The organism is Paracoccus denitrificans, assembly GCF_900100045.1.
Classification (GTDB): Bacteria; Pseudomonadota; Alphaproteobacteria; order Rhodobacterales; family Rhodobacteraceae; genus Paracoccus; species Paracoccus denitrificans.
The window spans coordinates 132202-157896 of sequence record NZ_FNEA01000004.1; the positions used below are offsets into that span (position 1 = coordinate 132202).

23 protein-coding genes are annotated in these 25695 nt (G+C 67.1%); 14 read left to right on the forward strand and 9 right to left on the reverse strand.

Features of this window, described 5'->3' with window-relative positions:
• The first annotated feature begins 1 nt into the window (after nt 1).
• The 5 genes from BLT64_RS04375 to BLT64_RS04395 all read left to right on the forward strand — a co-directional run bounded on the left by BLT64_RS04375 (nt 2) and on the right by BLT64_RS04395 (nt 4904).
• The gene (locus BLT64_RS04375; RefSeq protein ID WP_011748136.1) at nt 2-2200 is read left to right on the forward strand and encodes a heavy metal translocating P-type ATPase; all 2199 of its coding nucleotides are present in this window, start codon (nt 2-4) and stop codon (nt 2198-2200) included.
• Between the two features lie 9 nt (nt 2201-2209).
• Complete coding sequence (gene ccoS / locus BLT64_RS04380; protein ID WP_011748135.1) at nt 2210-2368, forward strand: cbb3-type cytochrome oxidase assembly protein CcoS; 159 nt, start codon at nt 2210-2212, stop codon at nt 2366-2368.
• A 79-nt stretch (nt 2369-2447) separates the two neighbouring features.
• A complete protein-coding gene (locus tag BLT64_RS04385) occupies nt 2448-3749 on the forward strand; it encodes an ABC transporter permease (RefSeq protein ID WP_011748134.1) in 1302 nt (433 codons plus the stop codon).
• Complete coding sequence (locus tag BLT64_RS04390; protein ID WP_011748133.1) at nt 3742-4404, forward strand: ABC transporter ATP-binding protein; 663 nt, start codon at nt 3742-3744, stop codon at nt 4402-4404. The genes BLT64_RS04385 and BLT64_RS04390 overlap by 8 nt, the downstream gene beginning before the upstream one ends.
• Nucleotides 4401-4904 carry a phosphatase PAP2 family protein gene (locus BLT64_RS04395; protein WP_011748132.1) on the forward strand — a complete coding sequence of 168 codons (504 nt, stop codon included), beginning with the start codon at nt 4401-4403 and terminating at the stop codon, nt 4902-4904. The genes BLT64_RS04390 and BLT64_RS04395 overlap by 4 nt, the downstream gene beginning before the upstream one ends.
• Nucleotides 4905-4986: 82 nt before the next feature.
• Here BLT64_RS04395 and BLT64_RS04400 read toward each other — a convergent pair whose 3' ends face one another.
• Together BLT64_RS04400 and parE are read right to left on the reverse strand one after the other, a co-directional pair.
• Nucleotides 4987-5322, reverse strand: a complete 336-nt coding sequence (locus tag BLT64_RS04400) for a YnfA family protein (RefSeq protein WP_011748131.1) — start codon at nt 5320-5322, stop codon at nt 4987-4989.
• Nucleotides 5319-7289, reverse strand: coding sequence for a DNA topoisomerase IV subunit B (gene parE, locus BLT64_RS04405; protein ID WP_011748130.1), 1971 nt, complete (start codon nt 7287-7289; stop codon nt 5319-5321). The genes BLT64_RS04400 and parE overlap by 4 nt, the downstream gene beginning before the upstream one ends.
• Before the next feature lie 269 nt (nt 7290-7558).
• On the opposite strand from parE, the gene ppk2 reads away from it, so the two are divergent.
• Nucleotides 7559-8542 carry a polyphosphate kinase 2 gene (ppk2, locus tag BLT64_RS04410; protein ID WP_041529893.1) on the forward strand — a complete coding sequence of 328 codons (984 nt, stop codon included), beginning with the start codon at nt 7559-7561 and terminating at the stop codon, nt 8540-8542.
• Nucleotides 8543-8704: 162 nt separating this feature from the next.
• On the opposite strand, the gene BLT64_RS04415 is transcribed toward ppk2, so the two are convergent.
• The 5 genes from BLT64_RS04415 to BLT64_RS04435 all read right to left on the reverse strand — a co-directional run bounded on the left by BLT64_RS04415 (nt 8705) and on the right by BLT64_RS04435 (nt 13950).
• The gene (locus BLT64_RS04415; RefSeq protein ID WP_011748128.1) at nt 8705-9364 is read right to left on the reverse strand and encodes a glutathione S-transferase family protein; all 660 of its coding nucleotides are present in this window, start codon (nt 9362-9364) and stop codon (nt 8705-8707) included.
• 36 nt (nt 9365-9400) lie between these two features.
• On the reverse strand, nt 9401-10582 hold the full coding sequence (locus BLT64_RS04420; protein WP_011748127.1) for a dipeptidase: 1182 nt from the start codon (nt 10580-10582) through the stop codon (nt 9401-9403).
• Between the two features lie 184 nt (nt 10583-10766).
• The gene (locus tag BLT64_RS04425) at nt 10767-12584 is read right to left on the reverse strand and encodes a M3 family oligoendopeptidase (protein WP_049792319.1); all 1818 of its coding nucleotides are present in this window, start codon (nt 12582-12584) and stop codon (nt 10767-10769) included.
• A gap of 133 nt (nt 12585-12717) precedes the next feature.
• Entirely contained in the window at nt 12718-13662 is a 945-nt protein-coding gene (locus tag BLT64_RS04430; protein ID WP_011748125.1) for an alpha/beta hydrolase, read from the reverse strand.
• 3 nt (nt 13663-13665) lie between these two features.
• The gene (locus BLT64_RS04435; RefSeq protein WP_011748124.1) at nt 13666-13950 is read right to left on the reverse strand and encodes an SCP2 sterol-binding domain-containing protein; all 285 of its coding nucleotides are present in this window, start codon (nt 13948-13950) and stop codon (nt 13666-13668) included.
• 49 nt (nt 13951-13999) lie between these two features.
• Here BLT64_RS04435 and BLT64_RS04440 point away from each other — a divergent pair, with 49 nt between their 5' ends.
• The 5 genes from BLT64_RS04440 to BLT64_RS04460 all read left to right on the forward strand — a co-directional run bounded on the left by BLT64_RS04440 (nt 14000) and on the right by BLT64_RS04460 (nt 19396).
• Nucleotides 14000-14737 carry a tetratricopeptide repeat protein gene (locus BLT64_RS04440; protein WP_011748123.1) on the forward strand — a complete coding sequence of 246 codons (738 nt, stop codon included), beginning with the start codon at nt 14000-14002 and terminating at the stop codon, nt 14735-14737.
• A 1-nt stretch (nt 14738) separates the two neighbouring features.
• Nucleotides 14739-17666, forward strand: coding sequence for a helicase-related protein (locus tag BLT64_RS04445; RefSeq protein ID WP_011748122.1), 2928 nt, complete (start codon nt 14739-14741; stop codon nt 17664-17666).
• Entirely contained in the window at nt 17663-17932 is a 270-nt protein-coding gene (locus BLT64_RS04450; protein WP_011748121.1) for an RNA-binding S4 domain-containing protein, read from the forward strand. Before BLT64_RS04445 ends, BLT64_RS04450 begins: the two co-directional genes overlap by 4 nt.
• A gap of 162 nt (nt 17933-18094) precedes the next feature.
• The gene (fdxA, locus tag BLT64_RS04455; protein WP_011748120.1) at nt 18095-18433 is read left to right on the forward strand and encodes a ferredoxin FdxA; all 339 of its coding nucleotides are present in this window, start codon (nt 18095-18097) and stop codon (nt 18431-18433) included.
• A gap of 453 nt (nt 18434-18886) precedes the next feature.
• Nucleotides 18887-19396: a CarD family transcriptional regulator gene (locus BLT64_RS04460; RefSeq protein WP_011748119.1), complete on the forward strand. Its 510-nt coding sequence runs from the start codon at nt 18887-18889 to the stop codon at nt 19394-19396.
• A gap of 137 nt (nt 19397-19533) precedes the next feature.
• On the opposite strand, the gene BLT64_RS04465 is transcribed toward BLT64_RS04460, so the two are convergent.
• Nucleotides 19534-20109, reverse strand: coding sequence for a LysE family translocator (locus BLT64_RS04465; protein WP_011748118.1), 576 nt, complete (start codon nt 20107-20109; stop codon nt 19534-19536).
• Between the two features lie 149 nt (nt 20110-20258).
• Nucleotides 20259-21644, reverse strand: coding sequence for a dipeptidase (locus tag BLT64_RS04470; protein ID WP_011748117.1), 1386 nt, complete (start codon nt 21642-21644; stop codon nt 20259-20261).
• A gap of 169 nt (nt 21645-21813) precedes the next feature.
• Between BLT64_RS04470 and hemA the strand changes: the two genes are divergently transcribed.
• The 3 genes from hemA to ispG all read left to right on the forward strand — a co-directional run bounded on the left by hemA (nt 21814) and on the right by ispG (nt 25624).
• Complete coding sequence (gene hemA / locus BLT64_RS04475; RefSeq protein WP_041529892.1) at nt 21814-23043, forward strand: 5-aminolevulinate synthase; 1230 nt, start codon at nt 21814-21816, stop codon at nt 23041-23043.
• A 109-nt stretch (nt 23044-23152) separates the two neighbouring features.
• Complete coding sequence (locus BLT64_RS04480) at nt 23153-24373, forward strand: helix-turn-helix domain-containing protein (RefSeq protein WP_011748115.1); 1221 nt, start codon at nt 23153-23155, stop codon at nt 24371-24373.
• 126 nt (nt 24374-24499) lie between these two features.
• Complete coding sequence (gene ispG, locus BLT64_RS04485; protein WP_011748114.1) at nt 24500-25624, forward strand: flavodoxin-dependent (E)-4-hydroxy-3-methylbut-2-enyl-diphosphate synthase; 1125 nt, start codon at nt 24500-24502, stop codon at nt 25622-25624.
• Nucleotides 25625-25695 lie beyond the last annotated feature (71 nt).

Genomic DNA, 25695 nt, shown 5'->3' on the forward strand with positions numbered 1-25695 from the left:
GATGTCCGACGCCACGCTGCACGATCACGACGCCCGGCTTTCGGCCTGTCCGGCCTGCGACGCGGCACCGCTGGCGAGCCGCATCGCGGGGACTCGGGGCGTGCAGGAGGATATCGTCCTGTCGCTGCCGACCATCCATTGCGCGACCTGCATCACCGATGTCGAGCGGGTGCTGCAACGCCATCCCGGCGTCAGGGATGCGCGGGTCAACCTGACGCTGCGCCGCGTCACCGTGGACGCGCCGGGCATGACCGCCGAGGAACTGATCCCCGTGGTCGAAAGCATCGGCTACGAGGCGCATGAGCTCGACCCCGCCGCGCTGTCGGCCAGCGCCGCCGACCGGCAGGGCCGCGACATCCTGATGCGCATCGGCGTGTCGGGTTTCGCGATGATGAACATCATGATCCTGTCCGTCGCGGTCTGGTCGGGGGCCGAGGACGCGACGCGCGACATGTTCCACTGGATTTCCGGCGCCATCGCCCTGCCGACCGTGGCCTTTGCCGGCCAGCCCTTCTTTTCCAGCGCCTGGCGGGCACTCAGGCATGGCCGGCTGGGCATGGACGTGCCGATCTCGCTGGCGCTGATCCTGGCCAGCGCCATCTCGGTCTACGAGACGCTGCATTCCGGCCATCACGCCTATTTCGACGCGGCGGTGATGCTGTGCTTCTTCCTGCTGATCGGGCGTTACCTGGACTATCGCACCCGCGCCGTCGCCCGCTCCGCAGCCGAGGAGTTGACGGCGCTGGAGGTGCCGCGCGCCTTCCGCGTCACCCCTGCGGGCGACGAGCCGGTCCCGGTGGCCGAACTGGTTCCTGGCGACCTGATCCGCATCCGCCCCGGTGCCCGTGTCCCGGCCGATGGCGAGATCGCCGAGGGCAGCAGCGAGATCGACCGCTCGCTTCTGACCGGCGAGAGCATCCCGGTCGCGGCCGGCCCGGGCCTTGCGCTTTCGGCGGGCGAGGTTAACCTGACCGGCCCTCTGGTCATGCGGGTGACGGCGGCCGGGCGCGACAGTTCTCTGGCGCGGCTGACCGCGCTGGTCGCCGCCGCGGAATCGGCGCGCGGCCATTATACCGGCCTCGCCGACCGCGCCTCGCGGCTTTATTCGCCGTTGGTGCATCTTCTGGCCTTTTGCAGCTTTCTCGGCTGGTATCTCGGCACGCATGACCTGCGGCTGGCGGTGAACGTGGCCGCGGCTGTGCTGATCATCACCTGTCCCTGTGCGCTGGGTCTGGCGGTGCCGGCGGTGGTCACCGCGGCCTCGGGGCGGCTGTTCCGGCGCGGGATGCTGATCAAGGACGGCACCGCGCTGGAGCGTCTGGCCGAGGTCGATGCCGCGGTTTTCGACAAGACCGGCACCCTGACCATGGGCGTGCCGCAACTGGTCTCGCTGGACCCCATTCCGACCGATGCGCGTCCCGTGGCGCTGGCCCTGTCGCAAGGATCGGGCCATCCGCTGTCCCAGGCCTTGGCGCAGGCGCTGCGCGAGACCGGCACCGAGCCAGCGGCATTGCAGGATCTGCGCGAGGTGCCGGGCCATGGCATTTCCGGGGTCTGGCAGGGCCGCGAGGTGCGGCTGGGCCGCGCCGACTGGCTTGGCGCCCGGCATGGCGAGGCGACGCTGTCGGCAAGCTGGCTGTCGCTGGGGCAGGGCGCGCCGATCCGGCTGGAATTCTCGGACCGGCTGCGTCCGGGGGCCGAGGCCTGCGTGGCGCGGATCGTTGCCTCGGGCCGGCGGGTGATGCTGCTCTCGGGCGATGCGGCGCCGGTGGTTCAGGATCTGGCGCGTCGGCTGGGCATCGAGGAATGGCGGGCCGGCGTCACCCCGGTCGAAAAGGCCGAGGCCCTGCGCCGGCTGCGGCAGGAGGGGCTGCATCCGCTGATGGTCGGCGACGGTCTCAACGACACCGCCGCCTTGACCGAGGCGCATGTCTCGATCTCGCCCGCCTCGGCGCTTGATGCGGCGCGCACCGCCTCGGATATGGTGCTGATGGGCAGCGACCTGGCCCCGGTGGCCGAGGCGCTGGAACTCGCGCGAAGCGCCCGTGCCCGGATCAAGGAGAACTTCGCGATCTCGCTGGTCTACAACATCGTCGCGGTGCCCATCGCCATCGCCGGCTTTGCCACGCCCCTGATGGCGGCGCTGGCCATGTCGCTGAGCTCCATCAGCGTGACGTTGAACGCGTTGCGGCTGCGATAGGGAGGAAGCATGGAAATCCTCGGCCTTCTGATTCCGGTTTCCCTGGGTCTTGGCGGGCTTGGCCTGCTGGCCTTCATCTGGTCGCTGCGCGGTCGGCAATACGACGATCCCAAAGGCGATGCCGAGCGCATCCTCAGCTCGGAATGGGACGATCACCCGAAGCCCTGATCCCGTGGTCACGGCCTTGTTGGCTTGCATTGCGGGCGGCGAAAGGCCAATCAGGCGCCACCCAACAGACAGGTGAGCGATGGCCAGCACCGCCCCGTTTTCGCGTTACGAATTCATGATCGCCTGGCGCTATCTGCGCGCCCGCCGCGCCGAGGGCGGGGTCAGCGTGATGACCTGGATCAGCCTGATCGGCATCACCCTGGGCGTGATGGCATTGGTCGCCACGCTGGCGGTGCGCGCCGGTTTCCGGGCCGAGTTCGTCGACACCATCCTGGGCGCCAATGCCCATAGCACCGTCTATTACGCGCCCACGCAGGTCTATAACGAGCTGACCGAAGAGACCTATGTCACCCAGGGCCGGATCGAGGATTACGACGCGCTGGCCGCCAGGATCGCGCAGATCCCCGGCGTGACCCGCGCCGTTCCGGCCGTTCGCGCCCAGGTCATGGCGCGGCAGGGCGATGCGGCCGCCTTGGGCGATGTGCATGGCATCACGCTCGATGCGCTCGGGGGGATGGCGGGCATTGCCGATCCCGAGAGCGCGTCGGGCAGCCTGGACGATTTCGACCAAGGCATCGCCATCGGCATCGGCATGGCGCGCAACCTGGGCGTTCGGATCGGCGACCGGCTGCAACTGGTCGCGCCCGATGGTGCCAAGACCCCCTTCGGCACCACGCCGCGGGTCGAATCCTTCGAGGTCGTCTATATCTTCTCGGCGGGACGCTATGACGTGGACCAGGCCCGCATCTACATGCCGCTGGCCGAGGCGCAGAGCTTTTTCAACCGAGAGGGGCTTGCCGACGAGATCGGGGTCTATGTCGCCGATCCCGAGCGGGTCGACGACTGGACCATGCCGCTCTTGCAGGTCCTGGGCGAGCGGGGGCAGATCTGGACCTGGCGCGATGCTTCGGGATCGTTCCTGGCCGCGCTCGACATGGAGGATGACGTGATGTTCATCATCCTGTCGATCCTGGTGCTGATCGCCTCGATGAACATTACCTCGGGGCTGATCATGCTGGTCAAGAACAAGGGTCGCGACATCGGCATCCTGCGCACCATGGGGCTGACCGAGGGCTCCGTCCTGCGGGTCTTTTTCCTCTGCGGCGCCTTTACCGGGGTGATCGGCACCATCGCCGGCGTGGTGCTGGGCGTGCTTCTGTCGCTGAATGTCGATCACATCATGGCGGCGCTGAACATGCTGACCGGCGGCAATGCCTGGCAGCCCGAGGTGCGCGGCATCTACCAGCTGACTGCCGAATTGCGGGGCTGGGACATCTTCCGGGCGGCGGCGCTGTCGCTGGCCCTGTCCTTCATCGTCACCATCTTCCCTGCGCGCCGCGCTGCGCGCATGAACCCGGTAGAGGCGCTGCGCTATGAGTGACATCCTGGTTCTGGAAGGAATTTCCAAGACTTACGGCATTGGTGGTCCCGCGCCGGTGCCGGTGTTGAACGGGTTGTCCCTGCAGATCGTCCGAGGCGAGGTGGTGGCGCTGGTCGCGCCCTCGGGCGCCGGCAAGTCGACGCTGCTGCACATCGCCGGGCTGCTCGACACCGCGGATTCTGGCCGGGTGCTGCTGAAGGGGCGCGACATGGCCGGGCAGAGCGACCGGGCGCGGACCGAGGCGCGGCGCGAGGAACTGGGCTTCGTCTATCAGTTCCACCACCTGCTTCCAGAATTTTCGGCGGCGGAGAACATCGTCCTGCCGCAACTCGCCAACGGCGTCTCGCAGGCGACGGCGCGGGCGCGGGCGCTGGATCTGCTGGGGCGCGTGGGGCTGACGCATCGCGCCGATCACCGCCCGGCGCAATTGTCCGGGGGCGAGCAGCAGCGCGTCGCCTTCTGCCGGGCGCTGGCGAACCAGCCCTCGCTGCTGCTGGCGGACGAGCCGACGGGGAACCTGGACCCTGCGACCTCGGACAAGGTCTTCGACATGCTGATGGCGCTGGTGCGCGAGACCGGGCTTGCCGCGCTGATCGCCACCCATAACATGGACCTGGCGGCGCGGATGGACCGGGTGATCCGGCTGGACGCATGAGCCGCGCAACGGCGGCCTGCGCGGCGATCTGCCTTCTGACGGCCCCGGCAGCGGCCGATCCGTTCGAGCAGTTCGGCACGGCGATGAAATACGGCCTGCCGCTGGCGGCGGCGGCCTGCGCCATGGACCAGGACCGGCTGGAGGATTTCGCGGTCCGGGGCATCCTGCAGGCGGCGCTGGTCTGGGGGATGAAGGAATTCTTCGACGGCCAGCCGGTCTCGCGCCGGCCCTCGGGCGAGGGCAAGGGTTTCCCCTCGGGCCATACGGCAGCGGCGTTTTTCGGGGCGGCGGACCTGGCGGGGAAATGTTTCGACGACCGGCCCGAGGCCGGGGCGCTGGCCTATGGCGCGGCGGGCCTGACCGGCTGGAGCCGGGTCCATGCCGGCGAGCATACGCCGCAGCAGGTCTGGACGGGGGCGCTGGTGGGGTTCACCTTCGGCGCCGCGAGCTTCGGCATCGGCACCGAGGGGGTGAGCTTTTCGGTCGGCATGCGGTTCTGATCGATCCGCCACCAGGATTTCGGGGATAGGGTGAACGCTGCTGGCCGACGACCTGCGGCTGAACCGACCTGCAGGCGGGGCGCTATGCCGCGCGCGGCCCGGCCAGAATCACCATCGCCCCCAGCACGCACAGCCCGCCGCCAAGAATATCCCAGCGCGTCGGCACCTGTCCCTCGGTCAGCCACAGCCAGCCCAGCGAGGCCGTGACATAGATCCCGCCATAGGCGGCATAGGCGCGGCCGGCGAAATCGGCATCGACCCGGGTCAGCAGCCAGGCGAAAACTGCCAGCGAGACCATTCCCGGCACCAGCCACAGCGGCGATTTCCCCAATCGCAGCCAGGCCCAGAAGGCAAAGCAGCCGGCGATCTCGGCCAGCGCCGCCAGGACATAGACGGCGATCGGCGCGGCCAGGGTCACACGTCCAGTTCCTCGGCATCGGCGAACTGGGCGTTCTCCTGGATGAACTGGAAGCGCAGTTCGGGCTTCTTGCCCATCAGCCGCTCGACCAGATCGCCGGTCTCGCCGCCCTCTTCCTCGTCGATCGAGACGCGGATCAGCTTGCGCGTCCGGGGGTTCATCGTGGTGTCCTTCAGATCCTTGGCGTCCATCTCGCCCAGCCCCTTGAAGCGCTGCACGTCGATCTTGCCCTTGCCGCCCAGCCCCTTGGCCAGCCACGATTCCTTTTCGGCATCGTCGGCGACATAGATGCGATGTGGCCCCTGCGTCAGCCGGTAAAGCGGCGGGCAGGCGAGGTAGAGATGCCCCTTGTCGATCAGCGGCCGCATCTGGGTGAAGAAAAAGGTCATCAGCAGCGAGGCGATATGGGCACCGTCCACATCGGCATCGGTCATGATGATGATCTTGTCATAGCGCAGGTCGTCGACGTTGAAGCGCGAGCCCATGCCGACGCCAAGCGCCTGGCAGAGATCGGCGATCTCCTGGTTCGAGCCGAGCTTGGAAGAGGCCGCGCCCAGCACGTTCAGGATCTTGCCGCGCAGGGGCAAGAGCGCCTGGGTGGTGCGCTCGCGTGCCATCTTGGCACTGCCGCCCGCCGAATCGCCCTCGACGATAAAAAGCTCGGTGCCTTCGCGATTGGTGGCCGAGCAATCGACCAGCTTGCCCGGCAGGCGCAGCTTTTTCGTCGCCGATTTCCGGGCGGTTTCCTTTTCCTGTCGGCGGCGCAGCCGTTCCTCGGCCCGCAGCACCAGGAAATCCAAGATGGCGCCCGCCGATTTCGTATCCGCCGCCAGCCAGTTGTCGAAATGGTCGCGCACCGCGCCCTCGACCAGCCGCTGCGCCTCGGTGGTGGCCAGGCGGTCCTTGGTCTGGCCGACGAATTCCGGCTCGCGGATGAAGCAGGAGACCAGCGCGCAGCCGCCGGCCAGCAGGTCGTCGCGGGTGATCTGCGCCGCCTTCTTGTTGCTGACCCGCTCGCCATAGGCGCGGATGCCGCGCAGGATGGCGGACCAGAAGCCGGCCTCGTGCGTGCCGCCCTCGGGCGTGGGCACGGTGTTGCAATAGGACTGGATGAAGCCGTCGCGCGACGGTGTCCAGTTGATTGCCCAATCCACCTTGCCGGGCGTGTTGAACTTTTCCTTGAAGTCGACGCTGCCGGCAAAGGGACGGTCGGCATAGGTCGAGGCATTGCCCAGCACCTCGCCCAGATAGTCGGCAAGCCCGCCGGGGAAGTGGAACGTGGCCTCCAGCGGCGTCTCGCCGTCGTCGATCTCGGATTTCCAGCGGATCTCGACGCCCGAGAACAGATAGGCCTTGGACTTGACCATGCGCAGCAGCCGCGCCGGCTTGAAGCGGTGATGGCCGAAGATCTGCTCGTCGGCATGGAAGGTGACGGTGGTGCCGCGCCGGTTCGGGGCGGCGCCGACTTTCTCGACCGGGCCAAGGGGCAGGCCGCGCGAGAAGCACTGCTCGTAAAGTTCGCGGTTGCGGGCGACCTGCACCACCATGCTGTCGGAAAGCGCGTTCACGACCGAGGCGCCGACGCCGTGCAACCCGCCCGAGGTCTGGTAGACATCGCCCGAGAACTTGCCGCCGGCATGCAGCGTGCACAGGATCACCTCCAGCGCCGACTTGCCGGGGAACTTGGGGTGCGGGTCGATGGGGATGCCGCGGCCGTTGTCGCGGATCACCACGCTGAAATCGGCCAGCAGTTCGACCTCGATGCGGCTGGCATGGCCGGCCACAGCTTCGTCCATCGAGTTGTCGAGGATCTCGGCTACCAGGTGATGCAGCGCGCGTTCGTCGGTGCCGCCGATATACATGCCGGGTCGCTTGCGCACCGGCTCCAGCCCTTCGAGCACCTCGATCGAGGAGGCCGAATAGCTTTCGGAAGCCTTATCCGCGGCGGGGAAGAGATCGTCGGCCATGGCACCTGCTCGTCTTGTTCTTCTGGGGCGGGGTTATCTCATGTCCCATGGGCCGGGGGCAAGGGAAAGTGGATCATCCGTCGCCGACCGCAAGGGATGGGTGCGGCCTCATGACGGATCTGTGTCGATTGCATGACTGGAATCGGGGTTTGTTGACACGGATCAAGTCGCGCGGCCGCGTGTCGTGCCATAATCTACAAAGTTAACGAGTGATAGTTTGGTTTGGGTATATGGAAGGTCATCCGGTTCCAGGAAAAGTGTTTCCGGCCATGTCTGCGGTCAACGAGTTCGCCGGGGCTGAGGCGGGGAGGGCAGAGGTATCGGCCGCCCCGCCCGTCATTCCTCCGCCCGAGGCGGAGGCGAGGGGGCCGAAAAGCTTTCCGAGCCTTGACCCGGATGCGATCCGGCTGGCCTTCGAAACCGGGCATTATCCCTATCCGCGCCGCATGGGGCGCGTGGCCTATGAACGGGAAAAGGCCCGGTTGCAGGCGGAACTGCTGAAGGTGCAGATCTGGGCCCAGGAAACCGGGCAGAAATTCGTCATCCTGTTCGAAGGCCGCGACGCCGCCGGCAAGGGCGGCACGATCAAGCGCTTCATGGAGCATCTGAACCCGCGCTTTGCCCGGGTGGTGGCACTGAACAAGCCGTCCGAGATCGAGCGGGGGCAGTGGTTCTTTCAGCGCTATATCCAGCATCTGCCGACCGCGGGCGAAATGGTGTTCTACGACCGCAGCTGGTACAACCGCGCCGGGGTCGAGCGGGTCATGGGCTTCTGCTCGCCCGTCGAGTATCTGGAATTCATGCGCCAGGCCCCGGAATTCGAGCGTATGCTGGCGCGCTCGGGCATCCGGCTTTACAAATACTGGTTCTCGGTCACCCGCGACGAGCAGCGGGCGCGGTTCAAGGCGCGCGAGACCGATCCGCTGAAGCGCTGGAAGCTATCGCCCATCGACCTGGCCAGCCTCGACAAATGGGAAGACTATACCGAGGCGAAGGAGGCGATGTTCTTCTACACCGACACCGCCGACGCACCCTGGACCATAGTCAAGTCGAACGACAAGAAGCGTGCGCGGCTGAACTGCATGCGGCATTTCCTGTCCACGCTGGACTATCCCGACAAGGACCTGGCCATCGCGATGCCGCCCGATCCGATGATCGTCGGCCATGCCAGCCATGTGATCCATTCGGCCGAGCATATCCTGGGTGCGGCCCTGCATCCCGATCACCGGCGGACGGCGGCGCCGGAAGGATAGGTTCGGGCGCTACCCGCCGTCGAAAGGCGCAGGAAGCTGTGCTCCTTTCCCAAGGCTCAGGCGCTGGGGCGGAGTTGCCGGCCCCGGAACCGCCCCGCAAACTTCGGGACGGGCAGGGCGGAATGCGCAGGCAAGGGCCGCCACCGGCTCCGGCCGTGCGGGTCACTCGGGCTCGGCCAGCCGCTCTTGCCACATCTTGCGAAAGGCGGGACGGGCCTGGCAGTCGTCAAGCCAGGCCATGACCGCCGGGAACTGCTCCATCAGCTGGCCATAGCCCTGCGCATAGCGCAGCACCTCGGCCAGGTTCAGGTCGGCCACGGTGAAGCGCCCCCCGACCAGGTGGCCATGGCGGGCGATGTGATCCTCCAGCACGCGCAAGGGCCGGATCAGCCGCTCGGCGGCATGGGCGACGCTGGCCTGGGCCGCGCCTGACTGGATCTGGCCCTTGTCATGGTTGAACAGGATGGTCAGTGCGTCCTGCTCGATGGCGGTGGCGGCGTAAAAGCTCCATTGCAGCATCAGCGCGTCCTCGACGGCATCGGCGGGCCCGAAGGGCTGGCCGTATTTGCGTGCCAGATGCAGCGTGCATGCCAGCGATTCCGACAGCACCAGGTCGCCGTCCTGGATCACCGGCACGGCGCCGGCGGGCGAGAGCTTCAGGAAGTCCGGCGAATGCGTGTTCAGCGGCGCGTCCGGCGCATCGGGATCGGGCAGGCGATAGGCCTGGATCACCGGTACCTGCCTGAAGGGCAGGCCCAGTTCATGGCACAGCCAGATGATGCGCGAGGCGCGCGAGCGGGTGACGCCATAGATGGTCAGCATGGGCCTCTCCTTGATGCTGCGAAAGCTTAGGCACGCTCAAAGCATCTGGGCAAGATAGCGCATCATGTTGCCGCCCATGACCTTGGCGATCTGCTCGTCGCCAAGGCCGGCATCCATCAGCGCCTGGGTCAGAGCCGCCAGATGCGCCGCGTCGAAGGGTGCATCGACCGAGCCGTCGTAATCCGAGCCCAGCGAGACGTGATCCTCGCCCACCAGCGCGATGGCTGCCTGGATGCTGCGGGCGATGTCGGCCGGGGTCTTGCCGCAGACCACGTCGGCCCAATAGCCGATGCCGATCAGCCCGCCCTTGTCGGCGATGGCCTTCAGCAGCGCATCGTCCAGGTTGCGCGGGCTGGGGCATTGGCCGTGGATGCCGGTATGGGACAGGATCGGCCGGGTGCCCGGAATGGCCAGCACGTCGCGCACCATCTGCGGGCTGGCATGGGCCAGGTCGATGACCATGCGACGGGCCATCATCTCCTCGACCACCTGCCGGCCGAAGGGGCTGAGCCCGGCGCCGCTGCCGCCCTCGCCATGCAGGCTGCCGCCCAACTCGTTGTCGAAGAAATGGGTCAGGCCCAGCAGGCGGAAACCGGCGCCGTAAAGCACCTGGAGATTGCCGATCTGCCCCTCCAGCGGATGCGCCCCCTCAGCGCCGAGGATGGCGCCGACCGTGCTTGCGCCGTTCTGCCGCGCCTCGAGCAAGGTTTGCAGATCCTCGGCCGAACGGATCAGCATCACCTGGTCGGGTGCGCGTTCGGCGGCGCGGCGCAGTGCGGCGGCCTGCACCAGCGCGCGCTCCTTGAGGCTGAACCAGCTTGGCAGCGGGCGCAGCTGGCCGATGAAAAGCGGGGTGATATTGTCCGGCGCCTCGGCGGAGTTCTGGCCGTAATTCTGGCCGCGCGGGCTTTTGGTGACGGTGGTGAAGACCTGCACCGCGACATTTCCCTGTGCCAGCCGGGGGATGTCGGTATGGCCGCGGTCGGCATGCTTGAGCAGGTCGCGGTCCCAAAGCAGCGCGTCGGAATGCCAGTCGCCGATCACCAGCCGCTGATGCAGCGCCTCGGCCTGGGGCGAAACGGGCCATCCCTCGGCCGGCATGGTGACCGGGTTCAGCCGCCGCTCGACGAAGCCCGGTCCCCAGATCGCCACCACGGCCGCGGCCAGCACCGCCAGCGCCAGAAGCCAAAGGATGATGCGCCGGATCATGCGGATCATGCCGTCCCCTTTCCCGTTTTCCGGCAGCATAGGGCAGTGATGCGCCCCGGGCGACGGAAAACTGCCCCGACGGGGCGGAGGAGAAGGGGGAATGCGCCTGTCCCTTGGGGAATACGGGCACGCAAGAACAATGGGATAGGCCAGGCGGACCCGGGGGCAAGGCGCCCCCGGGGCAAGCGGCGGTTCACCCCTCCATGGCCTCGAGCTCGTCGATGAAGCCTTCGATCATCGACAGGCCCTTGTCCCAGAACGCCGGGTCCGAGGCGTCGAGGCCGAAGGGCGCCAGCAGTTCCTTGTGGTGCCGCGAGCCGCCCGCCGCCAGCATGTCGAAATATTTCGCCTGGAAATCGGGCAGCCCGTCCTCGTAGGCGGCGTAAAGCGCGTTCACCAGCCCGTCGCCGAAGGCATAGGCATAGACATAAAAGGGCGAATGCACGAAATGCGGCACATAGGTCCAGAAGGTCTCGTAGCCCGGCATGAACTCGAAGGCATCGCCCAGCGATTCCGCCTGCACCGACATCCACAGCGCATTGATGTCCTCGGGCGTCAACTCGCCCTTGGCGCGGGCGGCGTGCAGCTTGCATTCGAAATCGTAGAAGGCGATCTGGCGCACGACCGTGTTGATCATGTCCTCGACCTTGCCGGCCAGCAGCGCCTTGCGCTGGGTTTTGTCGGTGGTCTTGGCCAGCAGCGCGCGGAAGGTCAGCATCTCGCCGAAGACCGAGGCGGTCTCGGCCAGCGTCAGCGGCGTCGCGGCCAGCAACTCGCCCTGTGCCGCCGCCAGGCTTTGGTGGACGCCGTGGCCCAGCTCATGCGCCAGCGTCATCACGTCGCGCGGCTTGCCGAGATAGTTCAGCAGCACATAGGGGTGGACGGTGGTCACGGTCGGATGGGCAAAGGCACCCGGCGCCTTGCCGGGTTTCACCGCCGCATCGATCCAGCCGCGCTCGAAGAAGGGCTGCGCCAGTTCGGCCAGCTTCGGTGAAAAGCCGGCATAGGCATCCAGCACCGTCGCCTGCGCCTCGGGCCAGGCGATCAGCCGCGGGCTTTCGGTCGGCAGCGGCGCGTTGCGGTCCCAGACCTGCAGCTTGTCGAGCCCCAGCCATTTCGCCTTCAGCCGGTAATAGCGATGCGACAGGCGCGGATAGGCGGCGGTGACGGCGTTGCGCAGTGCCTCGACCACCTCGGGCTCGACATGGTTCGACAGGTGCCGCGCGGTCTGCGGCGTCGGCATCTTGCGCCACTTGTCCTCGATGGACTTTTCCTTGGCCAGCGTGTTGTGGATGCGGGCGAAAAGCTTGACGTTCTTGCCAAAGACCTCGACCAGCGCACGGGCGCCGGCCTCGCGCCGGGCGCGGTCGTGGTCCGTCAGCAGGTTCAGCGTGGCTTCCAGCCCCAGTTCCTCGCCTGCCACGTCGAAGGTCAGGCCCGCCGTGGTTTCGTCGAAAAGCCGGTTCCAGGCAGCGGCACCGACCACCGAGTTGTCGTGCAGGAAGCGCTCCAGCTCGTTCGAGAGCTGATAGGGGCGCATGGCGCGCATGCGGTCGAAGACCGGCTTGTAGCGGGCCGGGCCGTTCGGTGCGGCAAAGACTTCCTCATAGCGGGCATCGGGGATGCGGTTGAACTCCAGGCTGAAGAACACGAGCTTGGTGGTCGCCGTGGTGATGCGGTCCTGAAGGTCGCCCATCTGCTTGGCGCGGGCCGAATCGGTGGTGTTCTGGTAATAGCGCAGCCCGGCATAGGACATGATCCGCCCGGCCAGGATGTCGATCTGCTGATAGCGTTCGATGCAGTCCAGCATCTTGCCGGCGTCCAGCGAGGCCAGCTTGCCCTCGTAGTTGCGGGCGAATTCGCAGCATGCCTGTTCCACCGCTTCGAGGTCGCGGGTCAGCTCGGGCGAATCGGGGGCGGGGTAAAGGTCGCTCAGGTCCCATTCCGGCAGCGCGCCCAGATCGGGGGCCTCGGCTGCGACGGGCAGGGCGTTCTCGTCACGCGGCAGCATGCGGTGGAGGGTGCGGTCCAGGGGGCTGCGGGCAGAAATCGTCATGATCGGTCCTTTCGTATGGTCAACATGTGACCTCTGAACCGCCGGGCTGCAAGGCATCCGATGGGCCGGTTTCCGGTTGCGGGCCGGTTCAGCCCGCCGCGGCGGACTCGAAATGGGCGAGGGCGGCTTCAAGAAAGCGGCTGCGGACGGGGTCGCGCTCCATCATCGGCTCATGCCGGCAATCGGGCAAGTCCAGCATGGTGGCGCCGGGCCAGGCGGCGACGCGGGTGCGGATGGCATGGGGCGAGACGATCCGCTCGCGATCGCCAAGCGCGATCAGCGCCGGCAGTGCCGGCGAGGGCAGGGCGGCGAGGCGGCGGCATTCCAGAAGCGCCGCGCGCAGCCAGCCGTAGCTGGCGCCGCCGACCGCGATATCGGGCCAGGTGGCGGCCTCGGCCACCAGCCGGCCCCAGCGCCGGCCGTCCCCGGTCAGCAGGTTGTCGTGGAAAGGGTCCAGCAGCACGAAGCTTTCCTCGCCCCCCGAGCCGGGAGCGGGATGGCCGCTCCGGCCCAGCCGGATGCCAAGCCGGGCGACGGCCATGGCGACGGCTTCCGGCACGCGGCGCAGGTCGATGCCCCACATCGGCGCCGAGAAGACCACGCTTTCCACCGGCAGCCCGGCATCCAGCGCCGCAAGGCCGATGGCGCCGCCCATGGAATGCGCCAGAAGATGCCAGGGCCGGGGCAGGTCCAGTTCCTGCGCGGCGACGACCAGTTCGACCACGTCGCGCTGGTAATCGGCGAAATCGCCGACATGGCCGGGGCGGGTATTGTCCTGCAATCGGTCGGACATGCCCTGGCCGCGCCAGTCCGGTGCCAGCACGTCCAGCCCGGCGGCATTCAATTCTGCCGCGATGTCGTTGTATTTCTCTAGATATTCCGTGCGGCCCGGAAACAGCAGCACCGTCCCCGAGGCGCCGCCCGCCGCCCAATGCGCCGCCCGGAGCCGCACCCCGTCCTCGGCCCGCAGCCAGAAGGCGCGGGCCAAGGGGAGCGGATCGCCGGGCAGCGTGTTGAAGGGTGCGGGCTTCATCGCTTACGAGAGCAGCGCCCCCAGCTTCATCGCCATGCCCATCGAGCCGTCGACCCGCAGCTTGCCGGTCATGAAGGCGGTGGTCGGGTTCACGTCGCCCGACAGCAGGCCCTCGAAGGTCTCGCGGCTGGCGGTCAGCGTCACCTCGGCTTCGTCGTCGGCGGCGCGGGCGCCATCGGCGTCGATATAGACCGACCCCTCGCCCTCGATGACGAATTTGGCGGTGCCGTCGAAGCCCTTGGCCTTCTCGTCCAGTGCGGCCACGGCTGCCTCGACCACTTTGCTCATTCTCGATCTCCTGTTCTCGTGTCTGGAATTAGACGATTGGGAAAGTTACATGGTGAGTATGCTTTTGCCAGTCCCACATTTCCATCATGCCGTCACGGCAGCGCTTTTCCTGGGGCTGGCGGGTGCCGGTGCCTGCCATGCCGGGCCTGCGGCGGCCCAGGCAGAGATGATTCCGGCCCCCGCGATCCCGGTTCAGGACGAGGCGCCGCAGGAAGGCCCGCCCGAGGACGGCGGCGATGCGGCGCCGGAAAGCCCGCTTTCCGAACCTGCCGCGCCGTCCGAGCCGACCGCCGAGGCAAGGCTGCGCGAGCGCGAGGATCTGGACCTGCTGTTCGCGGAACTGGCCCAGCCGGGCGGCGAGACCTGGGCGCGGGCCGAAACCGACATCCTGCGCATCTGGTCGCGTTCCGGCTCGGCGGCGATGGACCTGCTCTACAAGCGCGGCGAGGCGGCGCTGGACGCGGGCGACACCGTTACCGCCCTCGGCCACCTGACCGCGCTGACCGATCACGCGCCGGATTTCGCGGCGGGCTGGTATCTGCGCTCGGTCGCCTTTTACCTGGACGGGGACCTGGGTCCGGCCATCGCCGATCTGGGCGAGGTGCTGCGGCTGGAGCTGCGCCATTTCGGCGCCCTGACCCAGCTTGGCACGATGCTGGAGGAGCTGGGCGACGACAGGAACGCGCTGGAGGCGTTTCGTCAGAGCCTGAAGATCCACCCCCACCAGCAAGAGGCGCAGGACGCCGTCCGGCGCCTGGAACAGAAATTGCAGGGCACGGACGCCTGAGATGCAGGACAGATCGCGGGTCACGGCCGTTCTCGGCCCGACCAATACCGGCAAGACGCATTACGCCATCGACCGGATGCTGGCGCATCGCACGGGGGTCATCGGCCTGCCGTTGCGCCTGCTTGCGCGCGAGGTCTACGACCGCATCGTCAAGGCGCGCGGCCCCTCGGTCGTGGCGCTGGTCACCGGCGAGGAGCGGATCGTGCCCGAGCGGGTGCAATACTGGGTCGCCACCACCGAGGCCATGCCCGAGGTCGGCGCCGATTTCGTCGCCATAGACGAGATCCAGCTTTGCGCCGACCCCGAGCGCGGCCATGTCTTCACCGACCGGCTGCTGAACATGCGGGGCCTGCACGAAACCCTGCTGCTGGGCAGCGACACCATGCGTCCCGCCATCGCCGCGCTGGTGCCTCAAGTGCAGTTCATGCGGCGCGAAAGGTTTTCCACGCTGTCATGGGCGGGCTCGAAAAAGATCAGCCGCATGCCGCCGCGCTCGGCCATCGTCTGCTTTTCGGTCGAGGAGGTCTATGCCACGGCCGAGCTGATCCGCCGCCAGAAGGGCGGCTGCGCGGTGGTGATGGGCGCGCTGAGCCCGCGCACCCGCAACGCGCAGGTCGCCATGTATCAGCAGGGCGAGGTGGATTACCTGGTCGCCACCGATGCGATCGGGATGGGGCTGAACCTCGACATCCGCCATGTCGCCTTTTCCGCCACCGAGAAGTTTGACGGCCGCCGCTATCGCCCGCTGTTCCCCCATGAGCTGGGCCAGATCGCCGGGCGGGCCGGGCGGCATACCGAGCCGGGCACGTTCGGCGTCACCGGCGATGCCGGCCCGCTGGAGGAGGGACTGATCGAGGCCATCGAGAACCACCGCTTCCAGCCCATCAGCCGGCTGATGTGGCGCAACGGCGCGCTGGAATTCGGCACGGTCGAGCGGCTGCTGCAAAGCCTGGAGACCCAGCCGCAATCGGAATGGCTGGCGCGCGGGCGCGAGGCGGACGACATGCGCGCGCTCAAGGCGCTGTCCGCCATGCCCGAGATCCGCGACAGCATGTCGCACCCCCGCGACGTGCGGCTTTTGTGGGATGTCTGCCGGATCCCGGATTTCCGCGGTATCTCTCCGGTCGAGCATGCGACGCTTCTGGCGCGGATATTCGGCTTTCTGCGCGAGGGCGGCGTGCCCCGGGACTGGCTGGCGGGGCAGATCGCCCGGATTGATAAAACGCAAGGCGACATCGACACATTGTCGAAACGATTGGCATATATACGGACCTGGACCTATGTTGCCCAACGATCCGGCTGGGTTTCGGACGAAAGCCATTGGCGTGCGGAGACGCGCGCGGTAGAAGATCGGTTGTCGGACGCGTTGCACGCGGCTCTGACGCAAAGATTCGTGGACCGGCGCACTTCCGTGCTGCTGCGCCGGCTCAAACAGAAGGAGAGCCTTTTGGCCGAGGTGAATGACAAGGGCGAAGTGACGGTCGAGGGCGAGTTCGCCGGTCGTCTGGAGGGCTTCCGCTTCCACGCCGATCCGAGCGCAACCGGGGACGAGGCGCGCATGCTGCAGCGCGCCGCCTATGAGGCGCTGCGCCCCGAATTCCATCTGCGCGCCGACCGCTTCTACAACGCGCCGGATACCGAGCTGGACTTCACCGAACAGGGCGGCCTGATGTGGGGCAGTTCGGCGGTGGGCAAGCTGGTCAAGGGCGGCGAGGCGCTGAAGCCCGGCGTCGAGCCCTTCGTCGACGAAGAGGCCGGGCCCGAGATCGCCGAGAAGGTGCGCCGCCGCCTCCAGCATTTCGTCGACCGCAAGATCGCCACCCTGTTCGAGCCGCTGCTGGCGCTGAAGAACGACGAGACGCTGGCCGGGCTGGCCCGCGGTTTCGCCTTTCGCCTGCTCGAATCCTTCGGCGTGCTGCCGCGCGAGGGCGTGGCCACCGAGGTCAAGGAACTGGATCAGGATGCGCGCGGCCTCTTGCGCAAGCATGGCGTGCGCTTCGGCCAGTTCACCATTTTCCAGCCGGCGCTCTTGAAGCCGGCGCCGACCCGGCTGCGGCTGGTGCTCTGGGGTCTGGACCAGGGCCTGTCCGAGTTCCCCGAAAGCCCGCCCCCCGGGCTGGTGACGATCCCCAACCTGCCGGACGTGCCAAAGGGCTATTATACGCTTTCGGGCTATCACCCGGCGGGCGAGCGGGCGATCCGCATCGACATGCTGGAGCGGCTGGCCGACATGCTGCGCAGCCAGGACAGCCGTGGCGGTTTCGAGGCGACGCCCGACATGCTGTCGATCACCGGCATGACGCTGGAGCAGTTCGCGGGCCTGATGCAAGGTCTGGGCTACCGCGCCGAAAAGGGCGAGCGTGCCAAGGTCCGCGCAGAGGCGGCGCCCGTCGCCGAGCCCGCGCCGGAAGAGGCCGATCACGAGCATCCGCTGACCGAGGAGGAAAGCGTGCTTGCCGCTGAAACCCGGGCCAAGTGGGAGGCCGAGCAGGCCGCCCGCAAGGCCGCGGAGGCGGAAGCCGAGGCTGCGGCCGGAACCGGCGACGAGGCTGCCGAGCCTGCCGCGGCCGAGATGGAGCTGTTCTATACCTTCACCTGGGCGCCGCGCCCGCGGGGCGGCCATCGCCGGCCCGAGCGGGGCGAGCGTCACGGCCAAGGCCAGCCGCGTCCCCAGGGCGAGCGCGGCCCGCGCCGCGAGCGCGAGGCGGGATCGGAAAAGGCCGGGCAGGAGAACAGGCGCGAGGGCAAGCCCTTCGAGGGCAAGCGTCGCGACGAGCAGCGTGGCGAGCGCGGCCCGAAAGGCAAGCCCAAGGGCAAGCCGCGCCATGACGGTCCCAAGAGTTTCGAGGCCCGCCCGCCGCGGGCCGAGAAGCAGGCCGATCCCGACAGCCCCTTCGCCATCCTCGCCGCGCTCAAGAACAAGTCGTGAGCCAGGAGGCGGCCGGGGCGATCCGGCTCGACCGCTGGCTGCATCACGCGCGGCTGTTCAAGACCCGCACCCTGGCCGCCGACGCGATCGGTGCCGGGGGCATCCGGGTGAACGGGCAGCCTTGCAGCAAGCCGGCGCAGGCGGTCAGGGGCGGCGATACTGTCACCGTATCGGCCCATGGCCGGGTGCGGGTGCTGCGGGTCCGGCTATTGGGCGAGCGGCGCGGCCCGGCCAGCGAGGCGGCGACGCTTTACGAGGAACTCTAGGCGCGGGGGCAAGGAACCGGGTTCCGCCCCGCGCCCCTGCGACAGAACGCCATCCCGTGCCGGCCATGCCGCGGCCCTATCCTCGTCTTTTCGCCGGTGGTGGCCTTGATTGATGGCGGTCGCGGGCGTAACTAGCCGATCAGGAAACAGGAATATCGCGCCATGACCTATGTCGTCACTGAAAACTGCATCATGTGCAAATACACCGACTGTGTCGAGGTGTGTCCCGTGGACTGTTTCTATGAAGGCGAGAACACGCTGGTCATCCATCCCGACGAATGCATCGATTGCGGCGTCTGCGAACCGGAATGCCCGGCCGACGCGATTCGTCCCGATACCGAGCCCGACATGGACAAGTGGGTCGAGTTCAACCGCAAATATGCCGAATCCTGGCCGGTGATCACCCGCAAGAAGGATCCGATGCCCGGCTATCAGGAGATGGACGGCGCGCCCGGCAAGCTGGAGAAATACTTCTCGGAAGCTCCGGGCGAGGGGGATTGAGACCGGCGGTCCCGTTTGGGTCCGAAAGCTTGTTCACAAAGCTAACGACTGTGCTGATCGCGCATCATATGGTGCTTTTGTCTGGGATCATTCTGGCGGGAAAAGCCGGGAATCGGTAAATCGCGGTTGTGGCGGGGAGCGGTTGATTCGTCCCGTGCCACGCATCGGCTCTGTCGGTGAATCGGTAGCGTAGTGCTGATTTTAAACGATTTTCCATCATCAGGCAGGGCCGGTGCCGCTTTGCAGCGAGGCTTTGAACCGGGGCGATTTTTGTGCTATGGTGCAGCTATCTCGCGCCGGTCGGGCCGCTTTCGTGGCCTGAGCGGCGCTGCTGCCTGTCATGATCGCCTGCCCGGTCAGTAGTGCAAGAACAACAATGTGGCCCGTAAGGGGGGATCGTCCCGCCTTGGGGGCTTTTGTGTCGCGCGGCGGCGCAACTGCGAAGGATGCCCAATGTCGAAAGCCAAGAAGACCGAATTCCGTCCCGATGACTTCGTCGTCTATCCGACCCATGGCGTGGGTCGCATCGTTTCGATCGAAGAGCAAGAGGTCGCGGGGCTGCGCCTCGAAATGTTCGTCATTTCGTTCGAAAAGGACAAGATGACCCTGCGCGTGCCGACCGCGCGGGCGACCGAGATCGGCATGCGCGGTCTTTCGACCCCCGACCTGGTCGAGCGGGCGCTGGACACGCTGAAGGGCAAGGCCCGGGTCAAGCGTGCGATGTGGTCGCGCCGCGCCCAGGAATATGAGCAAAAGATCAACTCGGGCGACCTGATGTCGATTGCCGAGGTGGTGCGCGACCTGCACCGCAACGACGACCAGCGCGAGCAGTCCTATTCCGAGCGCCAGCTTTACGAGGCTGCGCTGGACCGCCTGACCCGCGAAGTGGCCGCCGTTTCCGGCATGGACGAGGCGGGCGCTCAGAAGAGGGTCGAAACCGTGCTGACCGCGCGCGCCGCATAAGGGGCCGGCAGTCGCGATGATCGGGCGCCTTCGGGCGCCCTTTTCATGTCATGCCACGGCACGATGAGCCTGCCGCGCGATGCACATGCGGAGGGTTCGGGAACTGCCGGGCGAACGCTTGGGCTGGCTTGCCGCCATCAGGCGCGCATGACGCCGAAAACCAGCGAAATCGAAACGAAGGCGAGCCAGATCGAGGCAAGCCGCTGGATGCCCTGCCGCCGCCCCTGGCCGCCCTTGCCCACCTGCGTCAACGCCCCCGCGCCGCCCCAGACCAGCGCGGCGCCCGTCACCATCAGGCAGAACAGCCCCAGCCGGGCTGCGAAAGCCGGATCCTGCGGCGCGGGCAGCAGGACGAGGCCGAAGATCAGCGCCTTGGGATTCAGCACGGTGGTCACATAGATCCGGCGGGCACTGACCCCCCGGCCTTCCCCTTCGCCGTTTCGCGACCGCCACAGGGAAGTGGCGAGGATCATGATCCAGACGGCTGCCGCCAGTTTCAGGGCGGTGGCGAAGGTCGGCGAGCGTTCAAGAAGCTGCGCGCCCAGCAGGGCCAGCGGCAGGACGGTCGTCAGATAACCCGCCAGTTCCGCAGGCAGCAGGCGCATGACCCGGGCGAGACCGCGCTCCGCCCCGGCGATCCCCATCAGCGTATTCGTCGGCCCCGGAGCCAGAAGCAGGGCCAGAACCGCCGAGACGAATGCGATGATGGTCATCGGGTGCAGATCTCCTCAATGCTGCAAGTGCGCTAGCACGGCTCCGTGCTGCATGAATTGATCTGGGTCACGCGTGCAAGGCAAGGATCGGGATTGCGGGCGCTCCTGCCAGGGTGCCGGGGCGGCCGCGGCGACCGCCCCGCCGCATCTCAGCCCAGGGCCGCCAGGATGCGCGCCCAGCTTCGCGCCCCCTTGGCGAAGCTGTCGAGGTCGTATTTCTCGTTCGGCGAGTGGATGCGGTCGTCGTCGCGGGCAAAGCCGATCAGCATGGAATCCATGCCCAGGATCTCCTTGAAATCCCCGGCGATGGGGATCGAGCCGCCGGCGCCGATATAGGCGGCCTCGCGTCCCCATTCCTGGCTCAGCGCCGCCTTGGCCGCCGTGAAGGCCGGGTCCGAGATGTCCATGCGGCTGGCCGGGCTTGCGCCGTGGCCGTGGAATTCCACCGTGCAGTCCGCGGGCACATGGGCGCGGATATGGGCGCGGAAGGCTTCGCGGATGCGCTCGGGGTCCTGGGCGCCGGTCAGGCGGAAGCTGACCTTGGCACGAGCCTCGGCCGGCAGCACGGTCTTGAAGCCATCGCCGGTATAACCGCCGGTGATGCCGTTGATCTCGAAGGTGGGGCGGTTCCAGACCATCTCCAGCCCGGTGCGGCCCTGTTCGCCGATGGGATGCTTCAGCCCGACCCGCGACAGGAACTCGCCCGGATCGAAGCCGAGCGCATCCCAGTCGGCGCGGAGTTCCCCGGACAGTTCCTCGACCCCGTCGTAGAAGCCGGGCAGGGTGACGCGGCCGGTGGCGTCCTTGATGGTCGAGAGCGCATCGACGAGGACCTGGATCGGGTTCGCCGCCAGCCCGCCGAAACTGCCCGAATGCAGGTCGCGATCGGCGGCGCGCAGCACGATCTCGTCCCCGTAAAGCCCGCGCAGCTGGGTGGTGATGGCCGGCCGGCCGTCGGCATAAAGCCCGGTGTCGCAGATCATCGCCACGCCGGCGCGCAACTCCTCGGCATTTTCGCGCAGGAAGGGGCGCAGGCTGGGCGAGCCGGATTCCTCCTCGCCCTCGAACAGCAGCACCAGGTCCGAGGGCAGGCTGCCATGCACCGCCTTCCAGGCGCGGAACGCCTCGACGAAGGTCATCAGCTGGCCCTTGTCGTCCGAGGCGCCGCGGCCGCGGATCACCTTGCCCTGGGGCGTGTCCTCGATCTGCGGCTCGAAGGGCGGGCGCTCCCACAGGTCCAGCGGATCGACCGGCTGCACGTCGTAATGGCCGTAGAACAGCAGCGGGCGGCGCGTTCCCTTCGGCGAATGGGCGACGACCATGGGGTGGCCGGGCGTGTCGCGCAGTCCGGCCTCGAAGCCCAGCGAGGTCAGTTCGGCACACAGCCATTCCGCCGCCCGCCGCACCTCGCCCTTGTAGGCCGGGTCCGTCGAGATCGAGGGAATGCGAAGAAATTCCACGAGCCGGTCGAGCGCCCGGGGCAATTCTTCGTCCAGCGTTGAAAGCACTTCGCCAATTCTGGAATGATCCGTCATCCTTCGCCTTTCCTGATTGATTTCCTCAGAGAAAACCCCTGCCATCTTGGTTTGAGTGCGACATTTTTACGCTGTATTTTCTCTGGCTTGATGCGTATCAAGGTGTGACCCGCGGGATCGCAGCATGATCCCCCAAGCGAGCAAGTTCAAGCAAGGCAAGGGATCCGTAATGGACTATTCAGCTGCCCTCGATCAGGCCATCGGCAAGCTGCACGAAGAGGGGCGCTACCGGACCTTCATCGACATCGAGCGCCGCAAGGGGGCCTATCCGCAGGCGGTCTGGACGCGGCCGGACGGGACCGAAACCCGGATCACCGTGTGGTGCGGCAACGACTACCTGGGCATGGGCCAGCATCCCGTCGTGCTGGCGGCGATGCATGAGGCGCTGGACGCCACCGGCGCGGGTTCGGGCGGGACGCGCAACATCTCGGGCACCACGGTCTATCACAAGCGGCTGGAAGCCGAGCTGTCCGACCTGCACGGGAAAGAGGCCGCGCTGGTCTTTTCCAGCGCCTATATCGCCAACGACGCGACGCTCTCGACCCTGCGCAAGCTGTTTCCCGGCCTCATCATCTATTCGGACGAGTTGAACCACGCCTCGATGATCGAGGGGATCAAGCGGTTCGACGGCGCCAAGCGCATCTTCCGCCACAACGACGTGGCGCATCTGCGCGAGTTGCTGGCGGCCGACGATCCCGAGGCGCCGAAGCTGATCGCCTTTGAATCCATCTATTCGATGGACGGCGATTTCGGCCCGATCAAGGCGATCTGCGACCTTGCGGACGAATTCAACGCGCTGACCTATCTGGACGAGGTGCATGCCGTTGGCATGTATGGTCCGCGCGGCGGTGGCGTGGCCGAGCGCGACGGGCTGAGCCATCGCATCGACATCTTCAACGGCACACTGGGCAAGGCGTTCGGCGTCTTCGGCGGCTATATCGCCGCTTCGGCCAGGATGGTGGATGCGATCCGCTCCTATGCGCCCGGGTTCATCTTCACCACCTCGCTGCCCCCGGCGGTGGCGGCGGGCGCGGCGGCCTCGATCGCCTTCCTCAAGACGGCCGAGGGGCAGTTGCTGCGCGACCAACAGCAGCTGAACGCCCGCATCCTGAAGATGCGGCTGCGCGGCCTCGGCATGCCGATCATGGACCATGGCAGCCATATCGTGCCGGTGCATGTCGGCAACCCGGTGCATTGCAAGGCGCTGTCGGACATGCTGCTGGCCGATTTCGGCATCTATGTGCAGCCGATCAACTTCCCGACCGTGCCGCGCGGGACCGAACGTCTGCGTTTCACGCCCTCTCCGGTGCATGATCCCAAGCAGATCGACCATCTGGTGAAGGCCATGGACAGCCTGTGGTCGCAGTGCAAACTGAACCGTTCAACTTCGGCTGCCTGAAGCGGTTTCGGGGTGAAGACCTCTCGCGCCCGTGATAACCTTGCTTTAATCAAGTTGTGAGAGTCTTCCGATTCGGGGAGGGCGAACAGCAAAGAATGGGGCAGGCGCAATGATCGGGCTAAGGGGGAATCCCCCGTCCAATGGCCATGAGGAGCCGGCGGCATTGCCGCCCGGTTTCGACGATCCTGATATTCGTCTTGGCGACCTGATGCGGGGCGAACGGGCCACGTTGGGCAAGTCGCTGCTGGATGTCCAGCGCGAATTGCGCATTCGTGCCTCCTATGTCGCTGCCATCGAGAATTGCGACATCTCCGCCTTCGACACGCCCAGCTTCATCGCGGGCTATGTCCGCTCCTATGCGCGCTATCTGGGCATGGATGCCGACTGGACCTTCCGTCGTTTCTGCCAGGAATCGGGCTTCCAGCCGACGCATGGCATGGCGCCTTCCGCCGCGGGGCCGAAGCCGCAGCGCCGGCCCTCGGACCCGGCCGAGGCGCTGGCCAATCCGCATCCGATCTTCCTGCCCCGGCAGGAAAGCGTCTGGAACTCGATCGAGCCGCGGGCCATCGGCTCGCTGCTGGTCATGGTCGTGCTGGCCTGCGGGCTGGGTTATGGCGGCTGGACCGTTCTGCAAGAGGTGCAGAAGGTCAACCTGACCCCCGGCGACCAGGCGCCCGGCGTGATCGCCGCGCTCGATCCGGTGCAGGAGGCCGCCGAGCCCGAAACCGTGGAATCGGCCCAGGTCAACCTGCCGCGCCCCGAGGGGCTGGACCGCACCTATCGCCCGCAGGCGCTGGAGGTGCCGGTGCTGATGGCCCGCGACGGACCCATCGCCGCCATCGACCCGGGTCTGAATGCGCCGGCCATGCAACCCGAAGGCGCCGAACCGGTGGCCCGCATCGCCGCAGTCCAGGACCGGGTCCATGGCCCGCAAATGCCGGCCGAGCAGGCCGCCGTACGCACCGTGGCCCCCGATGCGCCCGAGGTCGAGATCCTGGCCGCCCGCCCGGCCTGGGTGCGCGTCACCTCGGCCGATGGCACGGTGCTGTTGGAAAAGACCATGGACGCCGGCGAGCGTTTCGCCCTGCCCAAGCTTGAAGCGCCGCCGGTGCTGCGTGCGGGCAATTCGGGCGCGATCTATTTCGCGGTGAACGGCCGCACCTACGGTCCGGCCGCGCCCGGTGCCAAGGTGGTCAAGAATGTCGAGCTTTCGCCCAATGCGCTGACCGCGAAATTCGCCTTTGCCGACCTGGCCAAGGACCCGCAACTGGCCGAGATGGTGTCCTTCGCGTCGGCAGGCCAGGCGGAACAGGTGCCCGTGCAGGATTGACCCGACCGCAGGTCACGGATGCGGCATCGCATCGTCGGGCGGGGGCCGGATGGCTTGCCCGTCCGGCCGCATCAGCCTATCTGTGACAGGTGAATCCCGTCCCTGGCGCAGGAAAAGGCCCCAGCCATGTCGCACAATCCGATCCGCCCCTGGCGCAATATCGATCGGCGCAACTCGCGCCGGATCATGGTCGGCAACGTGCCGGTTGGGGGCGATGCACCGATCAGCGTGCAGACCATGACCAACACCGACACGTCGGACGTGCGCGCGACGCTGGACCAGATCATCCGTGCCGCCGATGTGGGTGCCGATATCGTCCGCGTCTCGACCCCGGACCAGGATTCGACCCGTGCGCTGCGCGAGATCTGCCGCGAAAGCCCGGTGCCCATCGTGGCCGACATCCATTTCCACTACAAGCGTGCCATCGAGGCCGCCGAGGCCGGCGCCGCCTGCCTGCGCATCAATCCCGGCAATATCGGCGATGCGACCCGGGTGCGCGAGGTGATCAAGGCCGCGCGCGACCACGGCTGCTCGATCCGCATCGGCGTGAATGCCGGCAGCCTGGAAAAGCACCTGCTGGAGAAATACGGCGAGCCCTGCCCGGATGCGATGGTGGAATCCGGCCTCGACCATATCCGCATCCTGCAGGACAACGATTTCCACGAATTCAAGATCAGCGTGAAGGCCAGCGACGTCTTCCTTGCCGCCGCCGCCTATCAGCAGCTGGCCGACGCCACCGACGCCCCGATCCATCTGGGCATCACCGAGGCGGGCGGGCTGACGGCCGGCACGGTGAAATCCGCCATCGGGCTTGGCAACCTTCTGTGGATGGGCATCGGCGACACGATCCGCGTCAGCCTTTCCGCCGATCCGGTCGAAGAGGTCAAGGTCGGCTTCGAGATCCTGAAATCGCTGGGCCTGCGCACCCGCGGCGTGCAGATCATCTCGTGCCCAAGCTGCGCGCGGCAGGGTTTCGACGTGATCAAGACGGTCGAGATCCTGGAGAAGCGCCTCGAGCATATCAAGACACCGATGAGCCTGTCGATCATCGGCTGCGTGGTGAACGGCCCGGGCGAGGCGCTGATGACCGATATCGGCTTCACCGGCGGCGGGGCGGGGTCGGGCATGGTCTATCTGGCCGGCAAGCAGAACCACAAGATGACGAACGCCCAGATGGTCGACCATATCGTCGAACTGGTCGAGAAACGCGCCGCCGAGATCGAGGCCGCGCAATCCGCCGCTGCCGAATAAGCGAAAGGGCGGCCCAAGCGCCGCCCCTGCTGCTTCTTCGTTCTGCAAATACTCATTCCACCCGCGCAACG

What these genes read in the sequence shown, in the direction of transcription:
- BLT64_RS04375 (WP_011748136.1), top strand. Translation starts at nt 2, where the DNA reads ATGTCCGACGCCACGCTGCACGATCACGACGCCCGGCTTTCGGCCTGT.
- ccoS (WP_011748135.1), top strand. Translation starts at nt 2,210, where the DNA reads ATGGAAATCCTCGGCCTTCTGATTCCGGTTTCCCTGGGTCTTGGCGGG.
- BLT64_RS04385 (WP_011748134.1), top strand. Translation starts at nt 2,448, where the DNA reads ATGGCCAGCACCGCCCCGTTTTCGCGTTACGAATTCATGATCGCCTGG.
- BLT64_RS04390 (WP_011748133.1), top strand. Translation starts at nt 3,742, where the DNA reads ATGAGTGACATCCTGGTTCTGGAAGGAATTTCCAAGACTTACGGCATT.
- BLT64_RS04395 (WP_011748132.1), top strand. Translation starts at nt 4,401, where the DNA reads ATGAGCCGCGCAACGGCGGCCTGCGCGGCGATCTGCCTTCTGACGGCC.
- parE (WP_011748130.1), bottom strand. Translation starts at nt 7,289, where the DNA reads ATGGCCGACGATCTCTTCCCCGCCGCGGATAAGGCTTCCGAAAGCTAT.
- ppk2 (WP_041529893.1), top strand. Translation starts at nt 7,559, where the DNA reads ATGTCTGCGGTCAACGAGTTCGCCGGGGCTGAGGCGGGGAGGGCAGAG.
- BLT64_RS04415 (WP_011748128.1), bottom strand. Translation starts at nt 9,364, where the DNA reads ATGCTGACCATCTATGGCGTCACCCGCTCGCGCGCCTCGCGCATCATC.
- BLT64_RS04420 (WP_011748127.1), bottom strand. Translation starts at nt 10,582, where the DNA reads ATGATCCGCATGATCCGGCGCATCATCCTTTGGCTTCTGGCGCTGGCG.
- BLT64_RS04425 (WP_049792319.1), bottom strand. Translation starts at nt 12,584, where the DNA reads ATGCTGCCGCGTGACGAGAACGCCCTGCCCGTCGCAGCCGAGGCCCCC.
- BLT64_RS04430 (WP_011748125.1), bottom strand. Translation starts at nt 13,662, where the DNA reads ATGAAGCCCGCACCCTTCAACACGCTGCCCGGCGATCCGCTCCCCTTG.
- BLT64_RS04435 (WP_011748124.1), bottom strand. Translation starts at nt 13,950, where the DNA reads ATGAGCAAAGTGGTCGAGGCAGCCGTGGCCGCACTGGACGAGAAGGCC.
- BLT64_RS04440 (WP_011748123.1), top strand. Translation starts at nt 14,000, where the DNA reads ATGGTGAGTATGCTTTTGCCAGTCCCACATTTCCATCATGCCGTCACG.
- BLT64_RS04445 (WP_011748122.1), top strand. Translation starts at nt 14,739, where the DNA reads ATGCAGGACAGATCGCGGGTCACGGCCGTTCTCGGCCCGACCAATACC.
- fdxA (WP_011748120.1), top strand. Translation starts at nt 18,095, where the DNA reads ATGACCTATGTCGTCACTGAAAACTGCATCATGTGCAAATACACCGAC.
- BLT64_RS04460 (WP_011748119.1), top strand. Translation starts at nt 18,887, where the DNA reads ATGTCGAAAGCCAAGAAGACCGAATTCCGTCCCGATGACTTCGTCGTC.
- BLT64_RS04465 (WP_011748118.1), bottom strand. Translation starts at nt 20,109, where the DNA reads ATGACCATCATCGCATTCGTCTCGGCGGTTCTGGCCCTGCTTCTGGCT.
- BLT64_RS04470 (WP_011748117.1), bottom strand. Translation starts at nt 21,644, where the DNA reads ATGACGGATCATTCCAGAATTGGCGAAGTGCTTTCAACGCTGGACGAA.
- hemA (WP_041529892.1), top strand. Translation starts at nt 21,814, where the DNA reads ATGGACTATTCAGCTGCCCTCGATCAGGCCATCGGCAAGCTGCACGAA.
- BLT64_RS04480 (WP_011748115.1), top strand. Translation starts at nt 23,153, where the DNA reads ATGATCGGGCTAAGGGGGAATCCCCCGTCCAATGGCCATGAGGAGCCG.
- ispG (WP_011748114.1), top strand. Translation starts at nt 24,500, where the DNA reads ATGTCGCACAATCCGATCCGCCCCTGGCGCAATATCGATCGGCGCAAC.